Origin of the sequence: Enterobacter sp. HG048 (genome assembly GCF_024702055.1) — a bacterium.
Lineage (GTDB): Bacteria > Pseudomonadota > Gammaproteobacteria > Enterobacterales > Enterobacteriaceae > Enterobacter > Enterobacter dykesii.
The window spans coordinates 1-19,801 of the sequence record NZ_JANLIZ010000005.1 but is presented as its reverse complement, the minus strand read 5'-3'; the positions used below and the strand labels follow the sequence as shown (position 1 = coordinate 19,801).

Sequence of the window (19,801 nt, the reverse complement as noted above, 5' to 3'; positions counted from 1 at the left end):
GCCAGCGCCCGGTGGCGCTTCGCTTACCGGGCCTACGGGCGATAAGATGTAGGCCGGGTAAGGCGAAGCCGCCACCCGGCAAAAAACCGCACTACTCCTCCATCGCAATCACAATCGCTTCACCCATCTTCTTCAGCGCCTCGCGATTTTTGTCCGTTGGCGGCAGCGCCACGTTGATCCGCAGACAGTTGCGGTACTTCCCGGAGGCGGAAAACAGCGACCCGGCCGCGGCCTGAATCTTCAGCCGACACAGCTGCTTGCTGACGCACACCATATCCACGTTTTCCGGCAGCTCAATCCATAGCAGGAAGCTGCCCTGCGGGCGCGTGACGCAAATCTCTGCCGGAAAATACTGCCGCACCCAGCAGGTGTAGGTTTCCATATTCTGCTGGTAAATCTGACGCATACGGCGCACGTGGCGATGGTAATGGCCGTCGCGAATAAACGCTGCCACCGCCATCTGCGTGCCCGGCACGTTAAACCCACCGGCGGCGTATTTCATGTGCATCACCCGGTCGTAGTAGCGTCCTGGCACAATCCAGCCGACGCGCAGGCCCGGCGCCACGGTTTTGGTAAACGAGCTGCAGAGGATCACGCGGCCGTCGATATCCATCGAATGAATGGTGCGCGGGCGCGGGTACTCCGCCGCCAGCTCGCCGTATATATCATCCTCGACAATCACGATATCGTGCCGCTGGGCGAGGGCCAGCACCTGCTTTTTCCGCGCTTCCGGCATGATAAACCCGAGCGGGTTATTGCAGTTGGGCACCAGGATAACGGCCTTGATCGGCCACTGCTCCAGCGCCAGCTCTAACGCCTCGATGCTGATCCCGGTCTCGGGATCGGTAGGAATTTCAATCGCCTTGATGTCAAACCCGCGCAGCATCTGCATGGTGCCGTGAAACGACGGCGACTCCACCGCCACGATATCTCCCGGCTTGCACACCGAGAGCAGGGCAATCGACAGCGCGCCGTGGCAGCCATTGGTGATGACAATCTCGTTCGCTGCCACGGTCGAGCCGCCGTCCAGCATCAGGCGGGCGATCTGCTCGCGCAGCTCCAGGCGGCCGTCGAGCACGTCATAGCTCAGCATCTCGGCAGGGTTATGCTGCGCGATGCGGCTCATCTCGCGCCACAGGGGCTTCAGGCTCGGCTGGTTAATGTCCGGCGAGCCGCCGCCAAACGAAATCATCTCTTTGTCGGCGCGGGCGTCCAGCAGCATCATCACCTCATCCCACTGGGTAACGTCCACGGGGCGCTGCACCGGGCGCGTCATGGCCGGAACCGGCGGCTGGGCCTTGCGCTGTGAGACAAAATAGCCGGAGCGTGGCTGAGGGGTGATCAGCTGGAGATTTTCAAGGATCTGATAGGCCTGCTGTATGGTGCTGATGCTCACGCCGTGCTCCTGGCTCAGCGTGCGCACCGACGGCAGACGTTCGCCGCTGCGATACAGCCCTTGTTCAATGCGTTCTGCCAGAAGGTTGGCCAGATGTTGATAGCGCGTCATGCTGTATCCTTTGTTTTCACCATACAGATTGTAAAACCAGTACAGATTGCCGTAAAAATTGGCATGCAGATACTGTTTTAGCGGATCTGTATGTTAAACAAAAGGTGTTTTTGAGTCTGTATTGCACAGGTCGATTTCCAGGATGATAACCCCACTGGTACAGCGAGGAGAGCATCATGGAATTCTACGAAAATCGTTCAAAACGTCCGTTTGTCGTGTTTGTCTGGATCGGCAAAACGATCTGCAACTGGTATCGCATCAACCGCACCCGCCGCATCCTGAGCCGGATGAGCGACGAGCAGCTCAAGGACGTCGGGTTGTCGCGATATGATGTATGAGCCACGTCATCGCCGGGCGAGCGTAGCGCACCCGGCGATGTTCAGCTCAACAGCGCAAGCGTCTGCCGCTTCGGCCTTTCCAGCAACTCCACCGCCTCTTCATACGACCGCACGTTGTTATAACCCATCACCAGCCCGTAGCGTTTGCCCGACCCGCGATACCACTCCGAAAGCGCATTGACCTGCAGCTGCTGTTCCTGCCAGCAGCGGGCGATCTCCCGGTCACCGCTGCCTTTGGTCAGGAACGCCACGATATGCATCCCGCCGTCGTTTTGCTCGGTGAAAAACAGATCGCCATACACCTCGCGCAGGGCGGCAATCATCCAGTCGCGGCGGGTCTGATACAGCGCGCGCATCTTTTTCAGGTGACGGAAAAAATGCCCTTCGTTGAGAAACGCGGTGAGGATCTTTTGCGTCAGCACCGGCTGGCCGCTGGTGGTAATGTCCGCGCAGTCGGTAAAGGCCCCGACGGTGCTGGCGGGCATCACCACGTAGCCCATGCGCAGCGACGGCATGATGGTTTTACTGAAGGTGCCCATAAAAATCACCCGGTCGTGCTGGTCCAGGCTTTTCAGCGACGGCAGCACCTTGCGGGTGTAGTGAAACTCCCCGTCGTAATCGTCTTCGATAATCCACGCCTCGTTCTGGCTGGCCCAGTCGAGCAGCTGCTGCTTGCGCGGCAGCGAGAGGGTGACCGCCAGCGGGCTCTGGTGCGACGGGGTGACGATGGCAAAACGCGCATCGCGATGGTGACGGAGCAGGTATTCCGTGTCGATACCGCAGCGATCGACCGGTACCGTGTGCAGGCGCGGCACGATCCGCTTGAGCAACTGCTGGCCCATAAAATAGCCCGGATCTTCAAACACCACCTTGTCGCTGCGGCTGGCAAGCGTGTCGAGGATCAACCGCAGGCTGCCGCTGTAGCCGCTGGTGATCAGCACCTGCTCGGCGCTGCAGGAGAGCCCGCGCGAGATGTTGAGATAGCTGGCGATGGCCTGGCGCAGAGGATACCAGCCTAGCACCGGCGGGTTGAGCATCTCCTCCTGACGCATGGCGCGCGTCGCCTGGCCTGCCAGCAGCAGCCATTTTTTATACGGAAAGCTGTCGAGGGCAGGGATGCCGGGACGCAGAAACCCAGCTCGTTCCCGCTGGCTGATGAGCGATGCCGGGAGCGTGCCGGTGGGCTGTTCCGCGGAGGCGTTCTGCGCGGGCAGCAGAAGATCCGGATTCACCCGCGTGCCGCGCGCGCCCTGGCTCACCAGATACCCTTCCCCCGTCAGAATGGCATACGCCGTTTCGACGGTTTTACGCGCCACCTTCAGCTCTTCCGCCAGCACGCGGATAGCAGGCACCCTGTCGCCCGGCTTCAGCACGCCGCGCGTGATGTTGTCGCGATAGCGGGAATAAATCTCGTGATAGCCCGGCTTCATGTCCTACCTCATTTCACGCTTTTTGTGTCTTTTTACTATGTCATGAACGGCGTAGATTTGCCTAATCGCATGACACATGCCGCACAAAAAAGAGGAAAGACAATGAGCACTCGCGTTAACCACCACAAAGTTACACCCGCCCTCGCCAACGCGCTGTCTGCCCTGAGCATGGAGGTGGCAAAAACCTCCATCGACCCGGCGCTGAAGCACCTGATCGACATTCGCGTATCGCAGCTGAACGGCTGCACCTTCTGCCTGGATATGCACTCGAAAGAGGCCAAAATCGCCGGCGAGCGCGAGCTGCGCCTGTACCATCTGGCGGCCTGGCGCGAATCCCCGCTCTTCAGCGCCCGCGAGAAAGCCGCGCTGGCCTTCACCGAAGCGCTGACTCAGATTGGCGTTCACGGGGTAAGCGACGCGCTGTACCGCAGCGTGGCGGAACACTTCTCGGACGTGGAGATTTCAGAGCTGAACTTCGCTATCGTGGCGATCAACGCCTGGAACCGTCTGGGGATCACCTCCCGCATGGCGCCGGGCTCGCTGGACGCGGCTTATGGGCTAAACAAAGCTAACCTGGAATAATCCCGCGCTCGCGGATCGTTGCCACCAGCGCCCGTAGCCCTGGCGGAACGTGGCGATGGCCAGGGTAGTACAGGCGCAGTCCGGCAAAGGGCTGCGCCCAGTCGTTCAGGACGCTCACCAGTTCTCCACGCTCAAGCTCTTCCCGGATATACAGTTCCGGCAAAAATCCCACCCCTAATCCCGCTTTTACCGCACGGATCGAGGCAAACAGATCGGACGTCGCAAAGCGCGGCGGCACGGCAAGGGCATACGTTTCACCCCGACGCGCCAGCTCCCAGCGGTAGATCCCGCCGTGGGCCATGCGCATGCCGATCCCCTGATGCTGCAGCAGATCGTCCGGCGTTTGCGGAATACCGTGACGGGCAAAATAGCCCGGCGTGGCGGTGACCAGCTGGCGGATCTCCCCGGTCAGCGGCACGGCGATCATGTCCTGCGGCACGGACTCCTCAAGGCGGATCCCCGCGTCGTAGCCTTCCGCGACGATGTCGATCATCCGCGCTTCGCTGACCGTCTCTACGCGCATCTTGGGATAACGGATCATAAAGTCGATCAGCAGCTGGTCCAGAAACAGGGTGCCGATATGGTTCGGCACGTTCAGACGCAGCGTGCCGGCGGGTTCCCCGGTGTCGCTGTGGATCTCTTCGCTGGCGAGACGGATCTCCTGCAGGGCCGGGCCGATACGCGCCACGTAGCGCTGTCCGGCGTCGGTGAGCGCCACGCTGCGGGTGGTGCGGTTAAAGAGTCGGGTATCAAGGCGGCTCTCCAGCCCGGCGATGGCGTTGCTTACCGCCGTGGCGGACATTCCCAGCTCCTGCGCCGCGCCGCGAAAGCTGCCGCGCCGCACGACGGCCATCACCACTTCCAGTTCTGTCAGACCTGAACGATGCATAGATTATCCTGAAAATCGAAACAACCCTTGCAGCATAGCGTGGATTATCGCAACGGAGAAGCCGTGACAGACTGTGCTCACATAGCCTGAGGAGGTTTATATGCACATCATCGAACAGATCTTTATTAACGGCGAATTTGTTACCCCGCATGGCACCGAGTGGTTTGATTTGTACAACCCGGCGACGGCGCAGGTCATCGGCCAGGTTCGTCTGGCGGATGAGGTTGACGCGGAGCGCGCTATTGCGGCGGCGAAAGCGGCGTTTCCGGCGTGGTCGCAGACCACAAAGCCGGAACGCATCGCGGCGCTAAAACGTATGCACGCCGCCGTGGCCGCACGCCATGACGATCTGCTTGAAGCGGTCATTGAAGAGTACGGCGCGCCCGCCTCGCGCTCGGCGTGGATGGCCAGCTATCCGGCGGAGGTGATTGCTCAGGCCATTGAGGCGCTGGAGGCGTTTGAGTTCGTCATCCCCGCAGGCGCAGCGACGGTGCAGATGACGCCGCTTGGCGTGGCCGGGCTTATCACGCCGTGGAACAGCGACGCGGGGTTTATCTGCGGCAAGCTGGCGGCCGCGCTGGCGGCGGGCTGTACGGCAGTCATCAAACCGAGCGAAATGAGCGCCCTGCAAACCCGGATTATCACCGAAGCGCTGCGCGATGCCGCGCTGCCTCCGGGCGTGTTTAACATCGTCACCGGGCGCGGCGAGGCGGTAGGTGAGATCCTCAGCCGTCATCCCGACGTGGCAAAAATCTCGTTTACCGGCTCGACGAATACCGGCAAGGCGATCCTGCGCAACGCGGCGGAGAGCTTTAAGCGCGTTACCCTGGAGTTAGGCGGTAAATCGCCGACGATCCTGCTGGATGATGTTGATCTGGCGCAGGCGATCCCTGTGGTGATTCAGGCCGGATTTATGAACAGCGGGCAGGCGTGCGTGGCCGGAACGCGCATTCTGGTGCCGCAGGCGCGCAAGGCGGAGATCGAAGCCGCGCTGGCGCATGCCGTGGCGGCGGTGAAATCCGGCGATCCGCGCGATAGCGCGACGGACGTCGGCCCGATGGTCAGCGAGAAGCAGTGGCATCGGGTGCAGGGCTATATCCGTAAAGGTCTCGAAGAGGGCGCACGCCTGCTGGCGGGCGGCGAAGGGCGGCCGGAAGGCACGCAGGACGGCTGGTTTGTGCGCCCGACGCTGTTTGCCGACGTGAACAACCGGATGACGGTCGCCCGTGACGAGATTTTCGGCCCGGTGCTGTGCGCGATCCCTTATCGTGACGAGGCGGAGGCGATCGCCATTGCCAACGACACCGACTACGGCCTGAGCGCGATGGTGCTGGGCGGCGATGTGGACCGCGCGCGACGCGTGGCGCAGCAGATTGTTTCCGGTCGCGTGCTGGTGAACACGCTTGCCCATGAACCGAAAGCGCCGTTCGGCGGGTTTAAGCACTCCGGCGTGGGGCGCGAGATGGGCGAGTGGGGGATTCGGGCGTTTATGGAGCCGAGGTCGATTGTGGGCTAAAACTTCGCTCTTTACCGAAGCATTGTGCTTATCCATCCTGCATTCTCTCCTCAACATCACTATGGAGAGACCGTCATGATTGCAGTCATTTTCGAAGCCGAAGCCGCGCCTGCCCATCAGGCGCGCTATCTGCAGCTCGCCGCCGAACTCAAACCTTTGCTGGCGGACATCGACGGCTTTATTGATATCGAACGGTTCCAGAGCCTGATGACCGACGGCAAAATCCTGTCGCTTTCCTGGTGGCGGGATGAAGAGGCCGTCCGCCGCTGGAAGCAGAACGTTTTCCATCAGGCAGCGCAGGCCGAAGGGCGGGAGTCGATTTTCGCGTACTATCGCATTCGGGTAGCGCAGCTGGTGCGGGAGTACAGTTCCGAAACCGGAGGGCACGCGAATGTATGACGTTGACCTCATTCTGCCGACGGATAATGATAAGCTGGCCGCAGAGATCACCGAACCCTGGGCGACACATGTTAAAAACGAGCCTACCTCCTGAGAACGGCGCGGCGCTGGAACAGGCCATTGCCGCGGTGGCGGCCGCAATGGCCGATCCGTCGCGCGTAAAGATGCTGTGTGCGCTGATGGACGGGCGGGCGTGGACGGCCACCGAGCTGAGCGCGGCGGCAGACGTTGCGCCGTCGACCGCCAGTGGTCATCTCGCCCGGCTGGTGGAGGGGCAACTGATCGCCTGTCTTTCGCAGGGACGGCACCGCTATTATCGTCTGGCGGGGCACGACGTGGCGGAGCTGGTGGAGCAGATGATGGGGCTTTCCTGGAGCCGCATCACCCCGCCGGAAACTACCGCGCCGAAAGCCATGCGCGAGGCCCGAACCTGCTACGACCATCTTGCCGGAAGGATTGCGGTGCAAATCTATGATTTCATGCAGGCGGAAGGCTGGCTGGAGGCTGACGGTTCAGTGCTCACGCTGTATGGCCGGGAGCAGTTCCTGAAGCTCGGCATTTCGTTAAGCGCTCATCCGCGCCGGAAGGCCTGCTGCGCCTGCCTGGACTGGAGCGAACGGCGGTTTCACCTTGGCGGTGAGGCGGGCGCGGCGCTGCTCGACCATCTTGAAAATAAAGGCTGGATCCAGCGGGTGGCGGGATACAGGGAGGTGGTGGTGACGGCTTCAGGTAGGGCTGCTGTTAAGAGACTTTTTAGCCGTTAAATTCGCTGCGGGCTGAAGCCCTCACTCCGCCCCTCTCCCACGGGAAGAGGGAGACGTCGTTTCGCAATTCCTGCTCTTTCGCCTCTCGTTTCTTGATAGTTACCCTGATAACTATTATCTTGCCTGCGTGTGACGAGAGGTTTCCCTATGAGCGAAGAAGAGCTGTTTAGCCGCAGGCCAATGGGCATGCGGATGGCGATGATCGTGCGCCAGTGGCGTGCGGTGATCGACGACGCCATTCTCGATACCGGGTTAACCCAGTCGAGCTGGACGGTGATGATGCAGCTTCATCAGCTCGGGGATAACGTCTCGATGAGTGAGCTGGCGGAGGTGCAGGGCATCGAACTGCCGCCGCTGATGCGCACCCTGACACAGCTGGAAAAGCAGGGTTACCTGCTGCGCGCCGTATCGCCTTATGACAAGCGCATCCGGCTTCTGACGCTGACGCCTGAGGGAAAAGCCATATTAAAACGGCTCACTCAGGTGATTGAGACCTATCAGGCGCGCGTATCGCAAAACATCGCGCCCGAACATATCGACATTTTCAGCGCCACCCTGAATCAATTCGCCTGCAATTTGCGGACAATCCGCGAAGAAGATAACAAGACCGAAAAATAATGACCCCTGAACAAAAGTTTGCCCGCTGGGTAAGGGTGAGTATTGCCTCTTTCCTGCTGATGTTTGTCTATTTTATCGTCGCGGATATCTGGATCCCGCTGACGCCGGACTCCACCGTGATGCGCGTGGTGACGCCGGTTTCTCCGCGCGTCTCCGGCTACGTGGCGGCGGTACATGTCCACAACAACAGCCAGGTGAAGAAAGGCGATCTGCTGTTTGAGCTCGACGACACGCCGTTTCGCAATAAGGTGGAAGCGGCGCAAATCGCGCTCGAGCAGGCACGCTTGTCCAATGAACAGCTGGACGCGCAGATCGCCGCCGCGCAGGCCAGCCTGAAAACCGCCGTGCTGACCGCGCGTAACGACAAAGTGACCTTTGACCGCTACCAGAAGCTGAGCACGCTGCAGAACGTCTCGCAGGCCGATCTGGATAAGGTGCGCACGACCTGGCAGAGCAGTGAACAGTCCGTCAGCTCAATTCAGGCCAACATCCAGAACCTGCACATCCAGCGCGGCGAGCGGGACGAGCACCGCAACGTGACGCTGCAAAAATACCGCAACGCGCTGGATGAGGCAGAGCTTAACCTTGGCTGGACGAAGGTTTACGCCCAGGCGGACGGCACGGTCAGCAACCTGCAGTTGAGCCCCGGCTTCTACGCTTCTTCCGGTTCCGCCGCGCTGGCGCTGGTGAACAACCAGACCGATATCGTGGCCGATTTTCGCGAAAAAAGCCTGCGCCATACCCATCAGGGCACCGATGCGGCCGTGGTGTTTGACGCCTTCCCGGGGCACGTTTTCCGCGCCCACGTGACCAGCAGCGACGCGGGGATACTGGCGGGTCAGGAGGCCGTTAACGGTCAACTGTCCGAGCCGGAAACCTCCAACCGCTGGGTGCGTGACGCCCAGCGCATGCGCATTCACGTGACGCTGGATGAGCCGCTGCCGAAGCATCTGCCGACCGGCGCGCGCGCTACCGTGCAGCTCTACAACAGCGAAGGGCCGTTTGCGCGCTTCTTCTCGGGGATGCAGATCCACCTGGTGAGCCTGCTTCACTATGTCTATTAGCACCCTGGCGCGGGTGTTTACCCCGCACGGCAACATCGTCTATACGGCAAACGACTTTCGCCAGACCCTGCGCATCGTCTTTGCCGGGATGATTGCGCTGAGCATCTCCAGCTTTTACAACACCAGCTACGGCGTGTTTTTTGTGGTCTATCCGATCATGCTGCTGTCGCTGGTACCGGTGTTTAACCGCCACGTGGCGAAGCAGTTTATCTTCAGCGCCGCGTTAAACTGTGTCGAAATGATCTTCATCATCGGCTATCTGTCGCAATGGCCGGTCATCATGACGCTGGTGGTGTTTGCCCTGTACGTGATGCGCTTTCGCTTTATGAGCAAAGGGCCGCTGTTCCTGTTTGGCTCAATGGGCGTGGTGTGCCAGAGCGTGATGCTCAACTTTATGAGCTACCCCACGACCAACTGGCACACGCTGCTGTTTTCCAACATCGAAGCGAGCGTGATGGCGGTGTGCCTGAGCGCGCTGATGAACTATCTCCTGCCGGACGTGGAGCCCCGCAGGCCGCCGCCGCTGATCGAGAAAGACGATGCCCGGGTGCGCCACGAGTCGCTGCTCTCCGGCACCGTCGCGACGCTGATATTCGTGGTGTTTCAGATTAGCGACCTAAGCGATTCGCTTTCGGCGCTAATGGCGGGGATTTTGATCCTGTTCCCCATGCACTATCGCGGTTCGGTGATGAGCTCGATCTGGCGCGTGGTCGGCGTGGTGCTGGGCTGTCTCTACATTCTGGTGGTGCAGCTGATCCTCTACGATCACAGCAGCCATATGCTGCTGATGATGCCGCTGATCGGCCTCGGGCTGGCGTTTGGCGCACGACTCCACGTGATGGAAAAGGTGGGGGCGGGCGTAGGGTTCTCCAGTATCACCACCATCGGCATTATGTTCGGGCAGAACATGCACCCGGACACTGACCTGGTGTTCAGCGATCTCTATCGCATCACCTCCGTCACCTTTTCGCTGGTGGCGACGCTGACGATGGTCTTTCTGGTGCACCTGATCCTCAACCGCTTCGAGGCGACGCGCTACGTCATCGCGCCGCCCAGGGCGGATTAATGCCCCAGCACGGCAGGCAGCTGCGAGAGTAAAAACAGAATCAGGCCAATCGTTCCGCCCACCAGCGTGCCGTTGACGCGGATGAACTGCAGATCTTTACCGATATTCAGCTCAATCTGGCGGGACATGTCTTTGGCATCCCAGCTTTTGACCGTGTCGCTGATGTGGCGGGTCAGGAACGCGGCGAAATCCGGCGCGAGGCGGTGCGCGGCCTGCTCCAGATGCTCGTTCAGCGACGCCCGCAGGCTGGCGTCGTTAGACAGCGTTTCGCCAAACCACAGCCCGGCGTTGGCGATGCGCTGCTTCACGCGCGAGTCCTCGCTTTGCATATCCGCCTTCAGCCACTGGCGCAGGTCGGCCCACATCTCGCCCAGATAGCGGTTAAACGCCTCGTCGTTTTTCAGGTAGTGCTTGATGTTGTCGGCTTTTGCCGCCATCTCCGGATCGTTTTTCAGGTTGTCGATAAGCTTCAGCGTGGCGCGGTCAAACGCCTGGCGGATCTGGTGCGTGCGGTCGTGGCTGATATCGTCCAGCAGCGTGTTCACCGCGTTCGATACCATCTCCGCGCTTTGATCGCCCAGCCACTCGGTGGGCAGCACCATCGCCTTGCGCGGATGCTCGGTCTTCAGCCAGTGGACAATCTGATCGGCAATAAAGTCCCGCGTGCTTTCCCGCTGAATCAGGGTAATCAGGCGGTTGATGATGGCATCCAGCAGCACCTGGTGGCGGTTGTTTTTGGTCATGCTCTCCAGCATCACGGCGCTGGTTTCGGTGAAATCGACCTTGTCGATGGCCTTATGCACCGCCCGTTTGAGCAGGCGCTGAATGCGTCCGTCGTCGGTGAGTTCGAGAAAACCGCTCATCACCTGCATCAAGTGCAGCCCGACGCGCTGGGCGTTGTCGGGCTTGCTGAACCAGGCGCCGATCATCTGCGCAGGTTCATAGCGGCGAATCAATGCAACCAGCGACTGGGTATCCAGAAACTTCTCCTGCACAAACTGGCCGAGATTGTCGCCAATTCTGTCTTTATTGCGCGGGATAATCGCCGTATGGCGCGAGATAAACGGAATGGGCACCCGGCGGAAAAGCGCAACCACGGCAAACCAGTCTGCCAGCGCGCCGACCATCGCCGCCTCGGCAATGGCCTCTACGCCGCGCACCCAGAAGGTCTGCGGCAGGAACAGGGTGGTGATAAAGGCCGCGGCGGCAACCAGCAGCAGCGACAGCGCCAGCATCTTGGCGCGTTTGAGTTCAGCTATTTTTTCCATGGGTTAAGGATAGAGGCAAGCGGGGGGAAAGTGCAAAAACCGACACAGCACCCACCCGCCAAACCCCATCAGCACCACTCCCGCCGTGCGCTCAATCCACCACAGCGAACGGCTGAGCTTCTTTTGAACCACGGGCAGCCCCAACAGCGACACCAGCGCTAAATCCCACGCCAGCACCACCATCACCATCCAGACGCCGCAGGTCGCCTGCTGAAGCAGCGTGACGTCCGGCCCCAGTAGCGCAGTCATCAGCGCCAGATAGAACAGCGCGTTCTTCGGGTTTAACAGCGCCGAACCGAGCCCCAGCAGGATCTGTCTGCGCAGCGAAGGGCAGCGCTGGTGGGTTTCATTCAGCGCCAGCGCCTGCTGGCGGCTGCGAATCAGATGTGAGCCGATCCACAGCAGGTACAGCGCTCCGCAAAGCTCGATAAGCGTAAACAGCCACGTAAACTGGCGCAGCGCGCTCCAGCCGATAATCACCAGTAAGATATACAGCCCGTTGCCCGCGGCGATGCCGACGCACAATCCGGCGCTACCCCGCAGTCGGTAGCGCGCGGCGTAGCCCACCAGCAGGAAGAAATCCGGGCCCGGGCTTAACAGGGCGACAAAATGCGCCAGCGCCAGCGCGAGAAAAGCGGAAGGGAATAACAGTTCCATAGCGACCTCGGTTAATAATCCGAGGTCAGGCTACAGCGCTGCAGAACCTATTTATTGTCAGATATTGATCGGCCGGTGGCGTACTGGCGCGGCGTGGCGGCGGTATAGCTGACGAAGGTCTTATGAAAATGGCTCTGGTCGGCAAAGCCGCTCTGGTAGCCAACGTCGGCAATATCATCCCCGGCGCGCAGCCGCGCTTTGGCGAACTCCACGCGGGAGATGTTGAGAAAGCTGCCCGGCGTCAGGCCGGTGTCCTGCCGGAAGGTGCGAATCAGCGTCTCCTTGCGCAGCGAGAAGCGTTGAGCAAGCTCGTCGAGGGAAGGCGGGCAGGTGATATCGGAAAGAAACGCCTGCTGAATCTGCTGGCTGGTTGCGCGAAGCGCGTCAGCGTTATCCGCGGCGCGGGGAAGGGCAGAAAGCAGCGTTTCCAGTGATGCCTGAGACAGGCTCTCGACAACGTCCAGGTAATGGGCAAAAAGGGTTGGGCTACGAATCACCTGTAGCGCCAGCGGAAGCCCGGTGTCGATGTAGAGCATATGGTAGCTGCGCGGTTGCCCGGCGACGGGGTTACAGCTGTGCGGCGCGCAGGCCGGGATCACGATGAGGTCCCCGGGGTTAAGGATGTAATCTCTGTCGTGACACACGCAGCAGGTCTGGCCCTCCACAATCGCGCCGATGGAAAGCTGAGGGTGACTATGGCGTTTGTACGCCTGCGTACTCTGCCAGGTACTGCGCAGCTCAAGGCCTGAGGCGCGGTGAAATGTCTGACGGACGTGTCGGGTATCGGTCATGGGCGCTCCTTCTGAAGGTTTTTTATACCACGTCAGCGAACCGTCCGGCAGCGCTTCATTAAGAACCTTCCGGATATACCCAACTTTACGCCCACGGTCAGTCATGTTGACTACCCTTAATACCCTAAGCGGTAAAACAAGGAGATTCGACATGGCTTATCAGACAGTAAATCCTGCCACTAACCAGCTCATCAAAGAATACCCCTCACATACCGACGCGGATATCGAAGCGGCGCTCAGGGCGGCCGATGCGCTTTACCATTCGGAGTGGGCGAAAGGCGATATCAGCCAGCGCCTGCCGGTGCTCCATAAGCTTGCCGATCTGATCGACGAGCGCGTGGAGGATCTGGCTAAAATCGCCAGCCAGGAGATGGGTAAGCTCATCGAACAGAGCCGCGGCGAGGTGAAGCTGTGCGCACAAATAGCCCGCTACTACGCCGATAACGCGAAGCGGTTCCTGGCCCCGGTGAAGTACGACTCGGAGCTTGGGGAAGCGTGGGTTGAGCATCACCCCATCGGCGTGCTGATGGCCGTCGAGCCGTGGAACTTCCCGTATTACCAGCTGATGCGCGTTCTGGCGCCGAACCTGGCGGCGGGTAACCCTGTCATCGCCAAGCATGCCAGCATCGTGCCGCACTGCGCCGAGACCTTTGCCCATCTGGTGCGCGAGGCGGGCGCGCCGGAAGGGGCGTGGACCAACCTGTTTATTTCGTCCGAGCAGGTGGCGAACATCATTGCCGACGATCGCGTGCAGGGCGCCGCATTAACCGGCTCCGAAAAGGCGGGCAGCGTGGTGGCCGCGCAGGCGGCGAAGCACATCAAGAAATCTACGCTGGAGCTGGGCGGTAACGACGTCTTCGTGGTGCTGGATGACGCAGACCTTGAGAAGGCCGTGAAAATTGGCGTTAACGCGCGGCTCAACAACGCCGGGCAGGTCTGCACCGCGGCGAAGCGCTTTATCCTGCATGAAAAGATTGCGGATGCCTTCCTGAGCAAATTCACCGAGGCATTTAAGCAGGTGAAGATTGGCGATCCGCTGGAGGAAAGCACCACGCTGGGGCCTTTGTCGTCTAAAGATGCTCTGGAAACGCTAACCAAACAGGTTAACGAGGCGGTGAAAAACGGTGCCACGCTGCACTATGGCGGCAAACCGGTTCAGCGCGACGGGAGCTTCTTCGAACCAACGATCCTGACGAATATCTCGCGCGATAACCCGGCGTACTTCGAGGAGTTTTTCGGCCCTGTGGCGCAGATGTACGTGGTGAAAAGCGACGACGAGGCGGTCGCGCTGGCGAACGACTCCCACTACGGCCTGGGCGGCGCGGTATTTAGTCAGAATATCGAGCGCGCGAAGAAAATGGCGTCACGGATTGAAACCGGGATGGTGTATATCAACTGGCTTACCGATACCGCACCAGAGCTGCCGTTCGGCGGCGTGAAGCGATCGGGCTACGGACGCGAGCTGTCGGACCTGGGGATCAAAGAGTTTGTGAACCAGAAGCTGGTGGTGGTACACAAGTAATACCCGAGACAAAAAAACCTGCCATCTGGCAGGTTTTTTTGTTTGTTCGTCGGCTTAGAAGCTCACGCCGCCGCCCACGTATGCGCCGTCGATCAGCGTGTGGTTTGGACGACCGTCTTTGCCGTCAACGCTCACGTGGCGGTAACCCACTTTCAGCGTAACCGGTTTGATTGGGGTCCAGCTTACGCCGCCATTAGCTTCCACGTAGTTTTTCACGCTGTTGTTCAGGCCGTCTGGCGCAACGTAACCTTCACCGAAGACGTTGATGCTGTCGGTCAGTGCCACGTTCACGCCGCCGCCGATTGGGAACGCCACGCCGTTATCGCCTTTTTTCGGGCCGATGTAGATCGCTTTCGCACCTGCATTCAGCATGACCGGGCCCACTTCCAGGTTGTAGCCTGCGCCCACGCCGCCGGTCTGGGTTCCGTCATCGGTGTTTTTAAGCCAGTTACCTTCGGTGTAAAGACCGGAGGTCGATTTACCCATTTCCACATTCAGGTTGGTAAAGTTTTTACCCTGCTCAATGCTGCCACCCATCGCCAGTGCGGAGCCAGAGACAGCGGTCAGAGCGGAAAGGATGAGAACGTTAAGCTTTTTCATGAGTTTTTCCTCGTCATTAAATTAATCTGAGGGCACCTTAACAAGTGATGTTTATGACTGCAAATGTGATGCATGTCGTGGTTTTATGCTGATTTTGTTAGTTATTTAGTTTTTATCTGTTACTGAATTGTTTGTTTGGCGAACCGTCAATAGCAATTAAATTCGCGTTTAGTAAAAGTTTAAAGAGTTTGCTAAACGAGGTTTGAACGAGGGGAAAAAAGCCCTTTGAGATGAATTAATTAAGTTTCTAATAATTTCCAAAAATGTTTCAGTTGTCATAGATAAAGACGTAAGTTTACATTTCTGAAGAGGGATATACGTGCTGCTGCGTTGGTCAGTGTCCCTTCCATGTCATTTTTCTGACACGTTTATTCTTTACGTTGTTGGCTTCACTAACTGGATGCTAACAATATGAAAAGAAAAATTATTCCTGTGCTAATCGGCTGTGCGCTCTCTTTCTCTGGCCTGGCGGCGCAGCCTACTGCTGAGCGCTATGTCGTCAGCTTCCCTGAAGGCTCCCACGTGAGCTACAGCGGCGCGTTTGCCAGCGCCTTTCCGAACGGACTCCCCGTGGGCATTGGCTCCGGCCTGCTGTTTACCGGCAAGCAGGGCGACGCCCTGATCTTTGCGACCGTGACCGATCGCGGTCCAAACGCCGATGCGCCAAAAATGGGTAAAAACGAAGCCAAAATATTTGTCACGCCAGATTTCGCGCCGCTGCTGATGACCATCCGCGTTCAGAACGGCAAAGCGGAGGCTGTCGATGCCCGCCCGCTGCATGATGATAAAGGCGAGATCAACGGTCTGCCGCTGCAAAGCGGCGTGATTGGTTCCACCAATGAAGTGGCGTTCAGCGACACCCTCAAGATCCTGAAGGGTGACAACCGTGGCCTGGACACAGAAGGCATCACCCCGGACGGCAAAGGCGGCTACTGGCTGTGCGACGAGTATGGCCCGTTCCTGATTAACGTCGACAGCAAAGGGAAGATCCTGGCGATCCACGGGCCGCAGGCCGCGGAAGGGGAGAAATCCATCGCGGGCGGTCTGCCAAACATTATCAAATGGCGCCAGGCGAATCGGGGCTTTGAAGGCCTGACCCGCATGCCGGACGGGCGGATTATCGCCGCCGTGCAAAGCACGCTGGATATCGACGGTAAGAGCAAAAAGCAGGCGCTGTTTACCCGTCTGGTGAGCTTCGACCCGGCGACCGGCAAAACGGCGATGTACGGTTACCCCATCGACAGCGCGGCCTACAGCAAAAACAGCGACGCCAAAATCGGCGACATCGTGGCGCTCGATGACCAGCACATCCTGCTGATTGAGCAGGGAAGCGATAAAAACGACGGCATGCGTAACCTGATTTACAAGGTGGATCTCAGCAAGGCGAGCGACCTGACCGCCTTCGACAAGCCGGGCGAATACCCGGAGTTTGATGATGAGAAAACCCTGGCGCAGCGGGGCATAACGCTTGCTGCAAAAACGCAGGTTGTCGACCTGCGCGCGCTGGGCTGGCAGCAGGAGAAGGCCGAAGGGCTGGCGCTGATCGACAGCAAAACGTTTGCGGTGGCGAACGATAATGACTTTGGCGTGAAGGTGGCGATGCAAAACCCGGTCGAGGGCAAGAAGCTCAAGGATTATCGGGTGAACGCGGAAGGCAAGCTGACGCTGGATGATAAGCCGGTGGAAACCACGCTCAGCGTGAAGCCGCTGAAGAAGCCGGAGTCGGACAGCGAGCTGTGGATTGTGACGGTGCCGGAGGCGGTGAAATAATACCAGGGCTTACCCCTCACCCTAGCCCTCTCCCCATAGGGGAGAGGGGATGTTCGGTGCGGTTATTTCTTCAGCCCTGCAAACGCCGCCCGTATTTCTTCTTCCGGCAGCTGGATACCGATAAACACCATCACGCTGCGCGGCGCTTCATAGCCCCAGGGTCTGTCCCAGTCGGCGCTGTACAGGCGCTGCACGCCCTGGAACAGCAGGCGGTTCGGCTCGCCGTCAATCCACAGCATCCCTTTGTAGCGCAGCAGCTTGTCGGCAAACGACAGCAGAAGGTTCTCCATGACGCGGGACACGTCGCTGATGTCCACCGGGTAGTCCAGCTCCACCACTATCGACGCCACGTCGTTTTGCTTGTCTCCCATAAAGTGGAAGCGCGGTTTCGCGGTAACGGTCTCCTCCAGCATAAAGCCGTTGGTGTTGAACAGCTGGGACAGATCGATGTCGCCATGCGTCACCGTGTAAACCGGCGCGCGGGAGTTGATGCGCGTCAGGCGCTCGCGCAGTTTTTCGCTTTCGCCCGCCACGTCGGTTTTGGTCAGCAGAATGCGATCAGCGTAGCCCACCTGAGACTGGGCGATGGTGAACTGGTTCATCTGTTCGTCGGCGTGGACCGCATCCACCAGGGCAATCACGCCGTCCAGCAGGTAGCGCTGGCAGAGGATCTCGTGAGAGAAAAAGGTCTGAATAATCGGGCCGGGGTCGGCCATGCCGGTGCACTCGATCACCAGACGGTCGAAGTCGATCTCGCCACGGTCGCGGCTGTCGAGCAGGTCCAGCAGGGCATCTTCCAGCTCGTTAGAGCGGGTGCAGCAGATGCAGCCGTTGGTCAGGGTTTTGATCTGGGTGGCGCGATCGCCGATCAGCTGATCGTCTACGGAGACTTCGCCAAATTCGTTTTCGATGACGGCGATTTTGAAGCCGTGCTGTTCGTTCAGGATGTGGCGCAGCAGGGTGGTTTTACCGGCGCCGAGGAAACCGGTCAGCAGGGTAACGGCAATCGGGGTCATGGTCTCTCCTTTAGCAGCAGCGGACGCCGCCTTCTCCACTTCCGCCGTAGCGCGCTTCCTGCCGCTCGCGGAAGAATTCGGTGTAGGTCATGTACGGCTTATCCGGATGGTTGGTCTTCATATGCTCAACGTAGTTGTCATAGTCCGGAATGCCAATCAGCATTTTCGCCGCCTGACCGAGGTATTTTTTGGCTTCGCCTAAGTTACCAAACATAAGGTGTCCTGATAAGAAAAAGCCCGGTGGCGCTACGCATACCGGGCCTACGGTTACAGGCTGGATTAATGGTGTGAAGAGGTCTTCACGCCGCCTTCCGGCACCGGCACGTACGGGGTTTCTTTATCCGTACGGCCGTCGGCGTTGCGCACGTTCAGCCAGGTTTTGATGCCGTAGAAGATGATGCTGTACACCACCACCAGGAACAGAATGCTCAGACCCGCGTTGGTGTAGTTGTTCACCACGATATGGTTCATGTTGGCAATCTGCTGCGCGGTAAGATCCGCGCCGCCTGCGGCAATCTTCTCTTTGTACTGGTTAGCCATGAAGAAGAAGCCTTCCAACTGCGGGTTGGCGCTGAACAGCTTCAGGCCAAGGGCCCAGGTGGTGCAGAGCAGCAGCCACAGCGCAGGAACAACGGTTACCCAGATGTATTTGGTGCGCTTCATCTTCACGAGGACCACGGTACCGAGCACCAGAGCAACGGCTGCGAGCATCTGGTTAGAGATACCGAACAGCGGCCACAGGCTCTTCACGCCGCCGAGCGGGTCGACAACGCCCTGATACAGCAGGTAGCCCCACAGGCCTACGCAGCCCGCCGTACCCAGAATGCCCGCTACCAGAGAGTCGGTTTTCTTCAGGAACGGCACGAAGTTACCGAGCAGGTCCTGCAGCATGAAGCGGCCCGCACGGGTACCGGCGTCCAGCGCGGTCAGGATGAACAGCGCTTCGAACAGAATACCGAAGTGGTACCAGAAGCCCATGTCCGCCCACGGCAGCACCTTGTGGAATACGTGTGCGATACCCACGGCCAGCGTCGGTGCACCACCGGCGCGGTTCAGCACGGACGGTTCGCCGATGTCCTTCGCCGTCTGCATAATCTGCTCTGGCGAAATCACGAAGCCCCAGGAGCTGACGGTCGCCGCCGCGTGTGCGCTGGCGTCCTTCAGCTGCGCCATAATCAGCGCCGCGTTGTCGCCGCCCATCTCGTGCAGGTTTGGCATGGTGATGCCGAGGCCTGCAGGCGGGGTGTTCATCGCGAAGTAGAGACCCGGTTCGATAATGGAGGCTGCAACCAGCGCCATGATCGCCACGAAGGACTCCATCAGCATCGCGCCGTAGCCGATCAGACGCGCGTCTTTCTCGTTCGCCAGCAGCTTAGGCGTGGTACCGGACGCAATCAGGGCGTGGAAGCCGGAGACCGCACCGCAGGCGATGGTGATAAACAGGAACGGGAACAGGGCGCCTTTCCACAGCGGGCCGGTTCCGTCGATGTACTGGGTTACCGCAGGCATTTTCAGGTCCGGGTTAATCACCAGGATGCCGATCGCCAGACCGACGATAACGCCGATTTTCAGGAAAGTCGCGAGGTAGTCACGCGGGGCCAGAATCAGCCAGACCGGCAGCAGCGCGGAGATAAACGCATAGCCAATCAGCGCGAAGGTAATGGTGGTGTCCTTGAAGGTCAGCGCCGGGCCCCAGTACGGGTCGTGCGCAATCACGCCGCCGAAGTAGATGGAGGCCACCAGCAGCACGATACCAATCACCGACACTTCACCTACGCGTCCCGGTCTCAGGAAGCGCATGTAGATACCCATGAACAACGCAATCGGCACGGTTGAGCAGACGGTGAAGACACCCCACGGACTTTCCGCCAGCGCTTTCACCACGTCGCCCCAGGGGCCGAGCATTTTCACCATCAGGCCTGCCATTGACGGGTTACGCATTTCAGCCAGCTCAGGCCGCGCCACCACGCCCAGCGACAGCAGCGTCACCAGCAGATAGACCCC

The 19,801-nt window shown here is 59.6% G+C and carries 20 protein-coding genes; 10 read left to right on the top strand and 10 right to left on the bottom strand.

Going from position 1 to position 19,801, the window contains the following annotated elements:
- Positions 1 to 91: 91 nt before the first annotated feature.
- Positions 92 to 1,507 (bottom strand): PLP-dependent aminotransferase family protein, encoded by a 1,416-nt coding sequence (locus NUX24_RS08440; protein WP_257830910.1) that lies wholly within the window; start codon positions 1,505 to 1,507, stop codon positions 92 to 94.
- A gap of 176 nt (positions 1,508 to 1,683) precedes the next feature.
- Here NUX24_RS08440 and NUX24_RS08435 point away from each other — a divergent pair, with 176 nt between their 5' ends.
- Complete coding sequence (locus NUX24_RS08435) at positions 1,684 to 1,845, top strand: DUF1127 domain-containing protein (protein WP_193805122.1); 162 nt, start codon at positions 1,684 to 1,686, stop codon at positions 1,843 to 1,845.
- A 41-nt stretch (positions 1,846 to 1,886) separates the two neighbouring features.
- Here NUX24_RS08435 and NUX24_RS08430 read toward each other — a convergent pair whose 3' ends face one another.
- The gene (locus tag NUX24_RS08430; protein WP_257830906.1) at positions 1,887 to 3,275 is read right to left on the bottom strand and encodes a PLP-dependent aminotransferase family protein; all 1,389 of its coding nucleotides are present in this window, start codon (positions 3,273 to 3,275) and stop codon (positions 1,887 to 1,889) included.
- Positions 3,276 to 3,377: 102 nt separating this feature from the next.
- Here NUX24_RS08430 and NUX24_RS08425 point away from each other — a divergent pair, with 102 nt between their 5' ends.
- A complete protein-coding gene (locus NUX24_RS08425; RefSeq protein WP_014882392.1) occupies positions 3,378 to 3,857 on the top strand; it encodes a carboxymuconolactone decarboxylase family protein in 480 nt (159 codons plus the stop codon).
- On the opposite strand, the gene NUX24_RS08420 is transcribed toward NUX24_RS08425, so the two are convergent.
- Positions 3,844 to 4,746: a LysR family transcriptional regulator gene (locus NUX24_RS08420; protein ID WP_257830902.1), complete on the bottom strand. Its 903-nt coding sequence runs from the start codon at positions 4,744 to 4,746 to the stop codon at positions 3,844 to 3,846. The two genes, NUX24_RS08425 and NUX24_RS08420, sit on opposite strands and share 14 nt — an antisense overlap.
- A 100-nt stretch (positions 4,747 to 4,846) precedes the next feature.
- Here NUX24_RS08420 and NUX24_RS08415 point away from each other — a divergent pair, with 100 nt between their 5' ends.
- The 6 genes from NUX24_RS08415 to NUX24_RS08390 all read left to right on the top strand — a co-directional run bounded on the left by NUX24_RS08415 (position 4,847) and on the right by NUX24_RS08390 (position 10,173).
- Positions 4,847 to 6,262, top strand: a complete 1,416-nt coding sequence (locus NUX24_RS08415; protein ID WP_257830900.1) for an aldehyde dehydrogenase family protein — start codon at positions 4,847 to 4,849, stop codon at positions 6,260 to 6,262.
- A 75-nt stretch (positions 6,263 to 6,337) separates the two neighbouring features.
- Complete coding sequence (locus tag NUX24_RS08410) at positions 6,338 to 6,661, top strand: antibiotic biosynthesis monooxygenase (protein WP_257830898.1); 324 nt, start codon at positions 6,338 to 6,340, stop codon at positions 6,659 to 6,661.
- A gap of 68 nt (positions 6,662 to 6,729) precedes the next feature.
- A complete protein-coding gene (locus NUX24_RS08405) occupies positions 6,730 to 7,425 on the top strand; it encodes a helix-turn-helix transcriptional regulator (protein WP_257830896.1) in 696 nt (231 codons plus the stop codon).
- Between the two features lie 147 nt (positions 7,426 to 7,572).
- A complete protein-coding gene (locus NUX24_RS08400; RefSeq protein ID WP_047651649.1) occupies positions 7,573 to 8,043 on the top strand; it encodes a MarR family winged helix-turn-helix transcriptional regulator in 471 nt (156 codons plus the stop codon).
- The gene (locus tag NUX24_RS08395; protein ID WP_257831150.1) at positions 8,040 to 9,107 is read left to right on the top strand and encodes an HlyD family secretion protein; all 1,068 of its coding nucleotides are present in this window, start codon (positions 8,040 to 8,042) and stop codon (positions 9,105 to 9,107) included. Before NUX24_RS08400 ends, NUX24_RS08395 begins: the two co-directional genes overlap by 4 nt.
- A complete protein-coding gene (locus NUX24_RS08390) occupies positions 9,097 to 10,173 on the top strand; it encodes a DUF2955 domain-containing protein (protein WP_047651646.1) in 1,077 nt (358 codons plus the stop codon). Before NUX24_RS08395 ends, NUX24_RS08390 begins: the two co-directional genes overlap by 11 nt.
- Here NUX24_RS08390 and NUX24_RS08385 read toward each other — a convergent pair.
- From NUX24_RS08385 to NUX24_RS08375, 3 genes are read right to left on the bottom strand one after another with little or no spacing between them, the layout of a single operon-like run.
- Positions 10,170 to 11,441: a DUF445 domain-containing protein gene (locus tag NUX24_RS08385; RefSeq protein WP_257830892.1), complete on the bottom strand. Its 1,272-nt coding sequence runs from the start codon at positions 11,439 to 11,441 to the stop codon at positions 10,170 to 10,172. The genes NUX24_RS08390 and NUX24_RS08385 overlap by 4 nt on opposite strands.
- Positions 11,442 to 11,444: 3 nt before the next feature.
- On the bottom strand, positions 11,445 to 12,098 hold the full coding sequence (locus NUX24_RS08380) for a LysE family translocator (protein WP_257830890.1): 654 nt from the start codon (positions 12,096 to 12,098) through the stop codon (positions 11,445 to 11,447).
- Positions 12,099 to 12,145: 47 nt separating this feature from the next.
- Positions 12,146 to 12,889 (bottom strand): AraC family transcriptional regulator, encoded by a 744-nt coding sequence (locus NUX24_RS08375; protein ID WP_257830889.1) that lies wholly within the window; start codon positions 12,887 to 12,889, stop codon positions 12,146 to 12,148.
- 151 nt (positions 12,890 to 13,040) lie between these two features.
- On the opposite strand from NUX24_RS08375, the gene NUX24_RS08370 reads away from it, so the two are divergent.
- A complete protein-coding gene (locus NUX24_RS08370) occupies positions 13,041 to 14,411 on the top strand; it encodes an NAD-dependent succinate-semialdehyde dehydrogenase (protein WP_257830887.1) in 1,371 nt (456 codons plus the stop codon).
- A gap of 54 nt (positions 14,412 to 14,465) precedes the next feature.
- On the opposite strand, the gene NUX24_RS08365 is transcribed toward NUX24_RS08370, so the two are convergent.
- The gene (locus NUX24_RS08365; protein WP_047651642.1) at positions 14,466 to 15,011 is read right to left on the bottom strand and encodes a YfaZ family outer membrane protein; all 546 of its coding nucleotides are present in this window, start codon (positions 15,009 to 15,011) and stop codon (positions 14,466 to 14,468) included.
- Between the two features lie 411 nt (positions 15,012 to 15,422).
- Between NUX24_RS08365 and NUX24_RS08360 the strand changes: the two genes are divergently transcribed.
- A complete protein-coding gene (locus NUX24_RS08360; RefSeq protein WP_257830884.1) occupies positions 15,423 to 16,781 on the top strand; it encodes an esterase-like activity of phytase family protein in 1,359 nt (452 codons plus the stop codon).
- A gap of 62 nt (positions 16,782 to 16,843) precedes the next feature.
- Here NUX24_RS08360 and yjiA read toward each other — a convergent pair whose 3' ends face one another.
- From yjiA to NUX24_RS08345, 3 genes are all read right to left on the bottom strand, one after another.
- Positions 16,844 to 17,797, bottom strand: coding sequence for a GTPase (yjiA, locus tag NUX24_RS08355; RefSeq protein WP_257830882.1), 954 nt, complete (start codon positions 17,795 to 17,797; stop codon positions 16,844 to 16,846).
- A 10-nt stretch (positions 17,798 to 17,807) separates the two neighbouring features.
- On the bottom strand, positions 17,808 to 18,011 hold the full coding sequence (locus NUX24_RS08350) for a YbdD/YjiX family protein (RefSeq protein WP_003856610.1): 204 nt from the start codon (positions 18,009 to 18,011) through the stop codon (positions 17,808 to 17,810).
- A 65-nt stretch (positions 18,012 to 18,076) separates the two neighbouring features.
- Positions 18,077 to 19,801, bottom strand: a 1,725-nt coding sequence (locus NUX24_RS08345; RefSeq protein WP_257830879.1) for a carbon starvation CstA family protein, incomplete at its 5' end; no start/stop codon positions are given.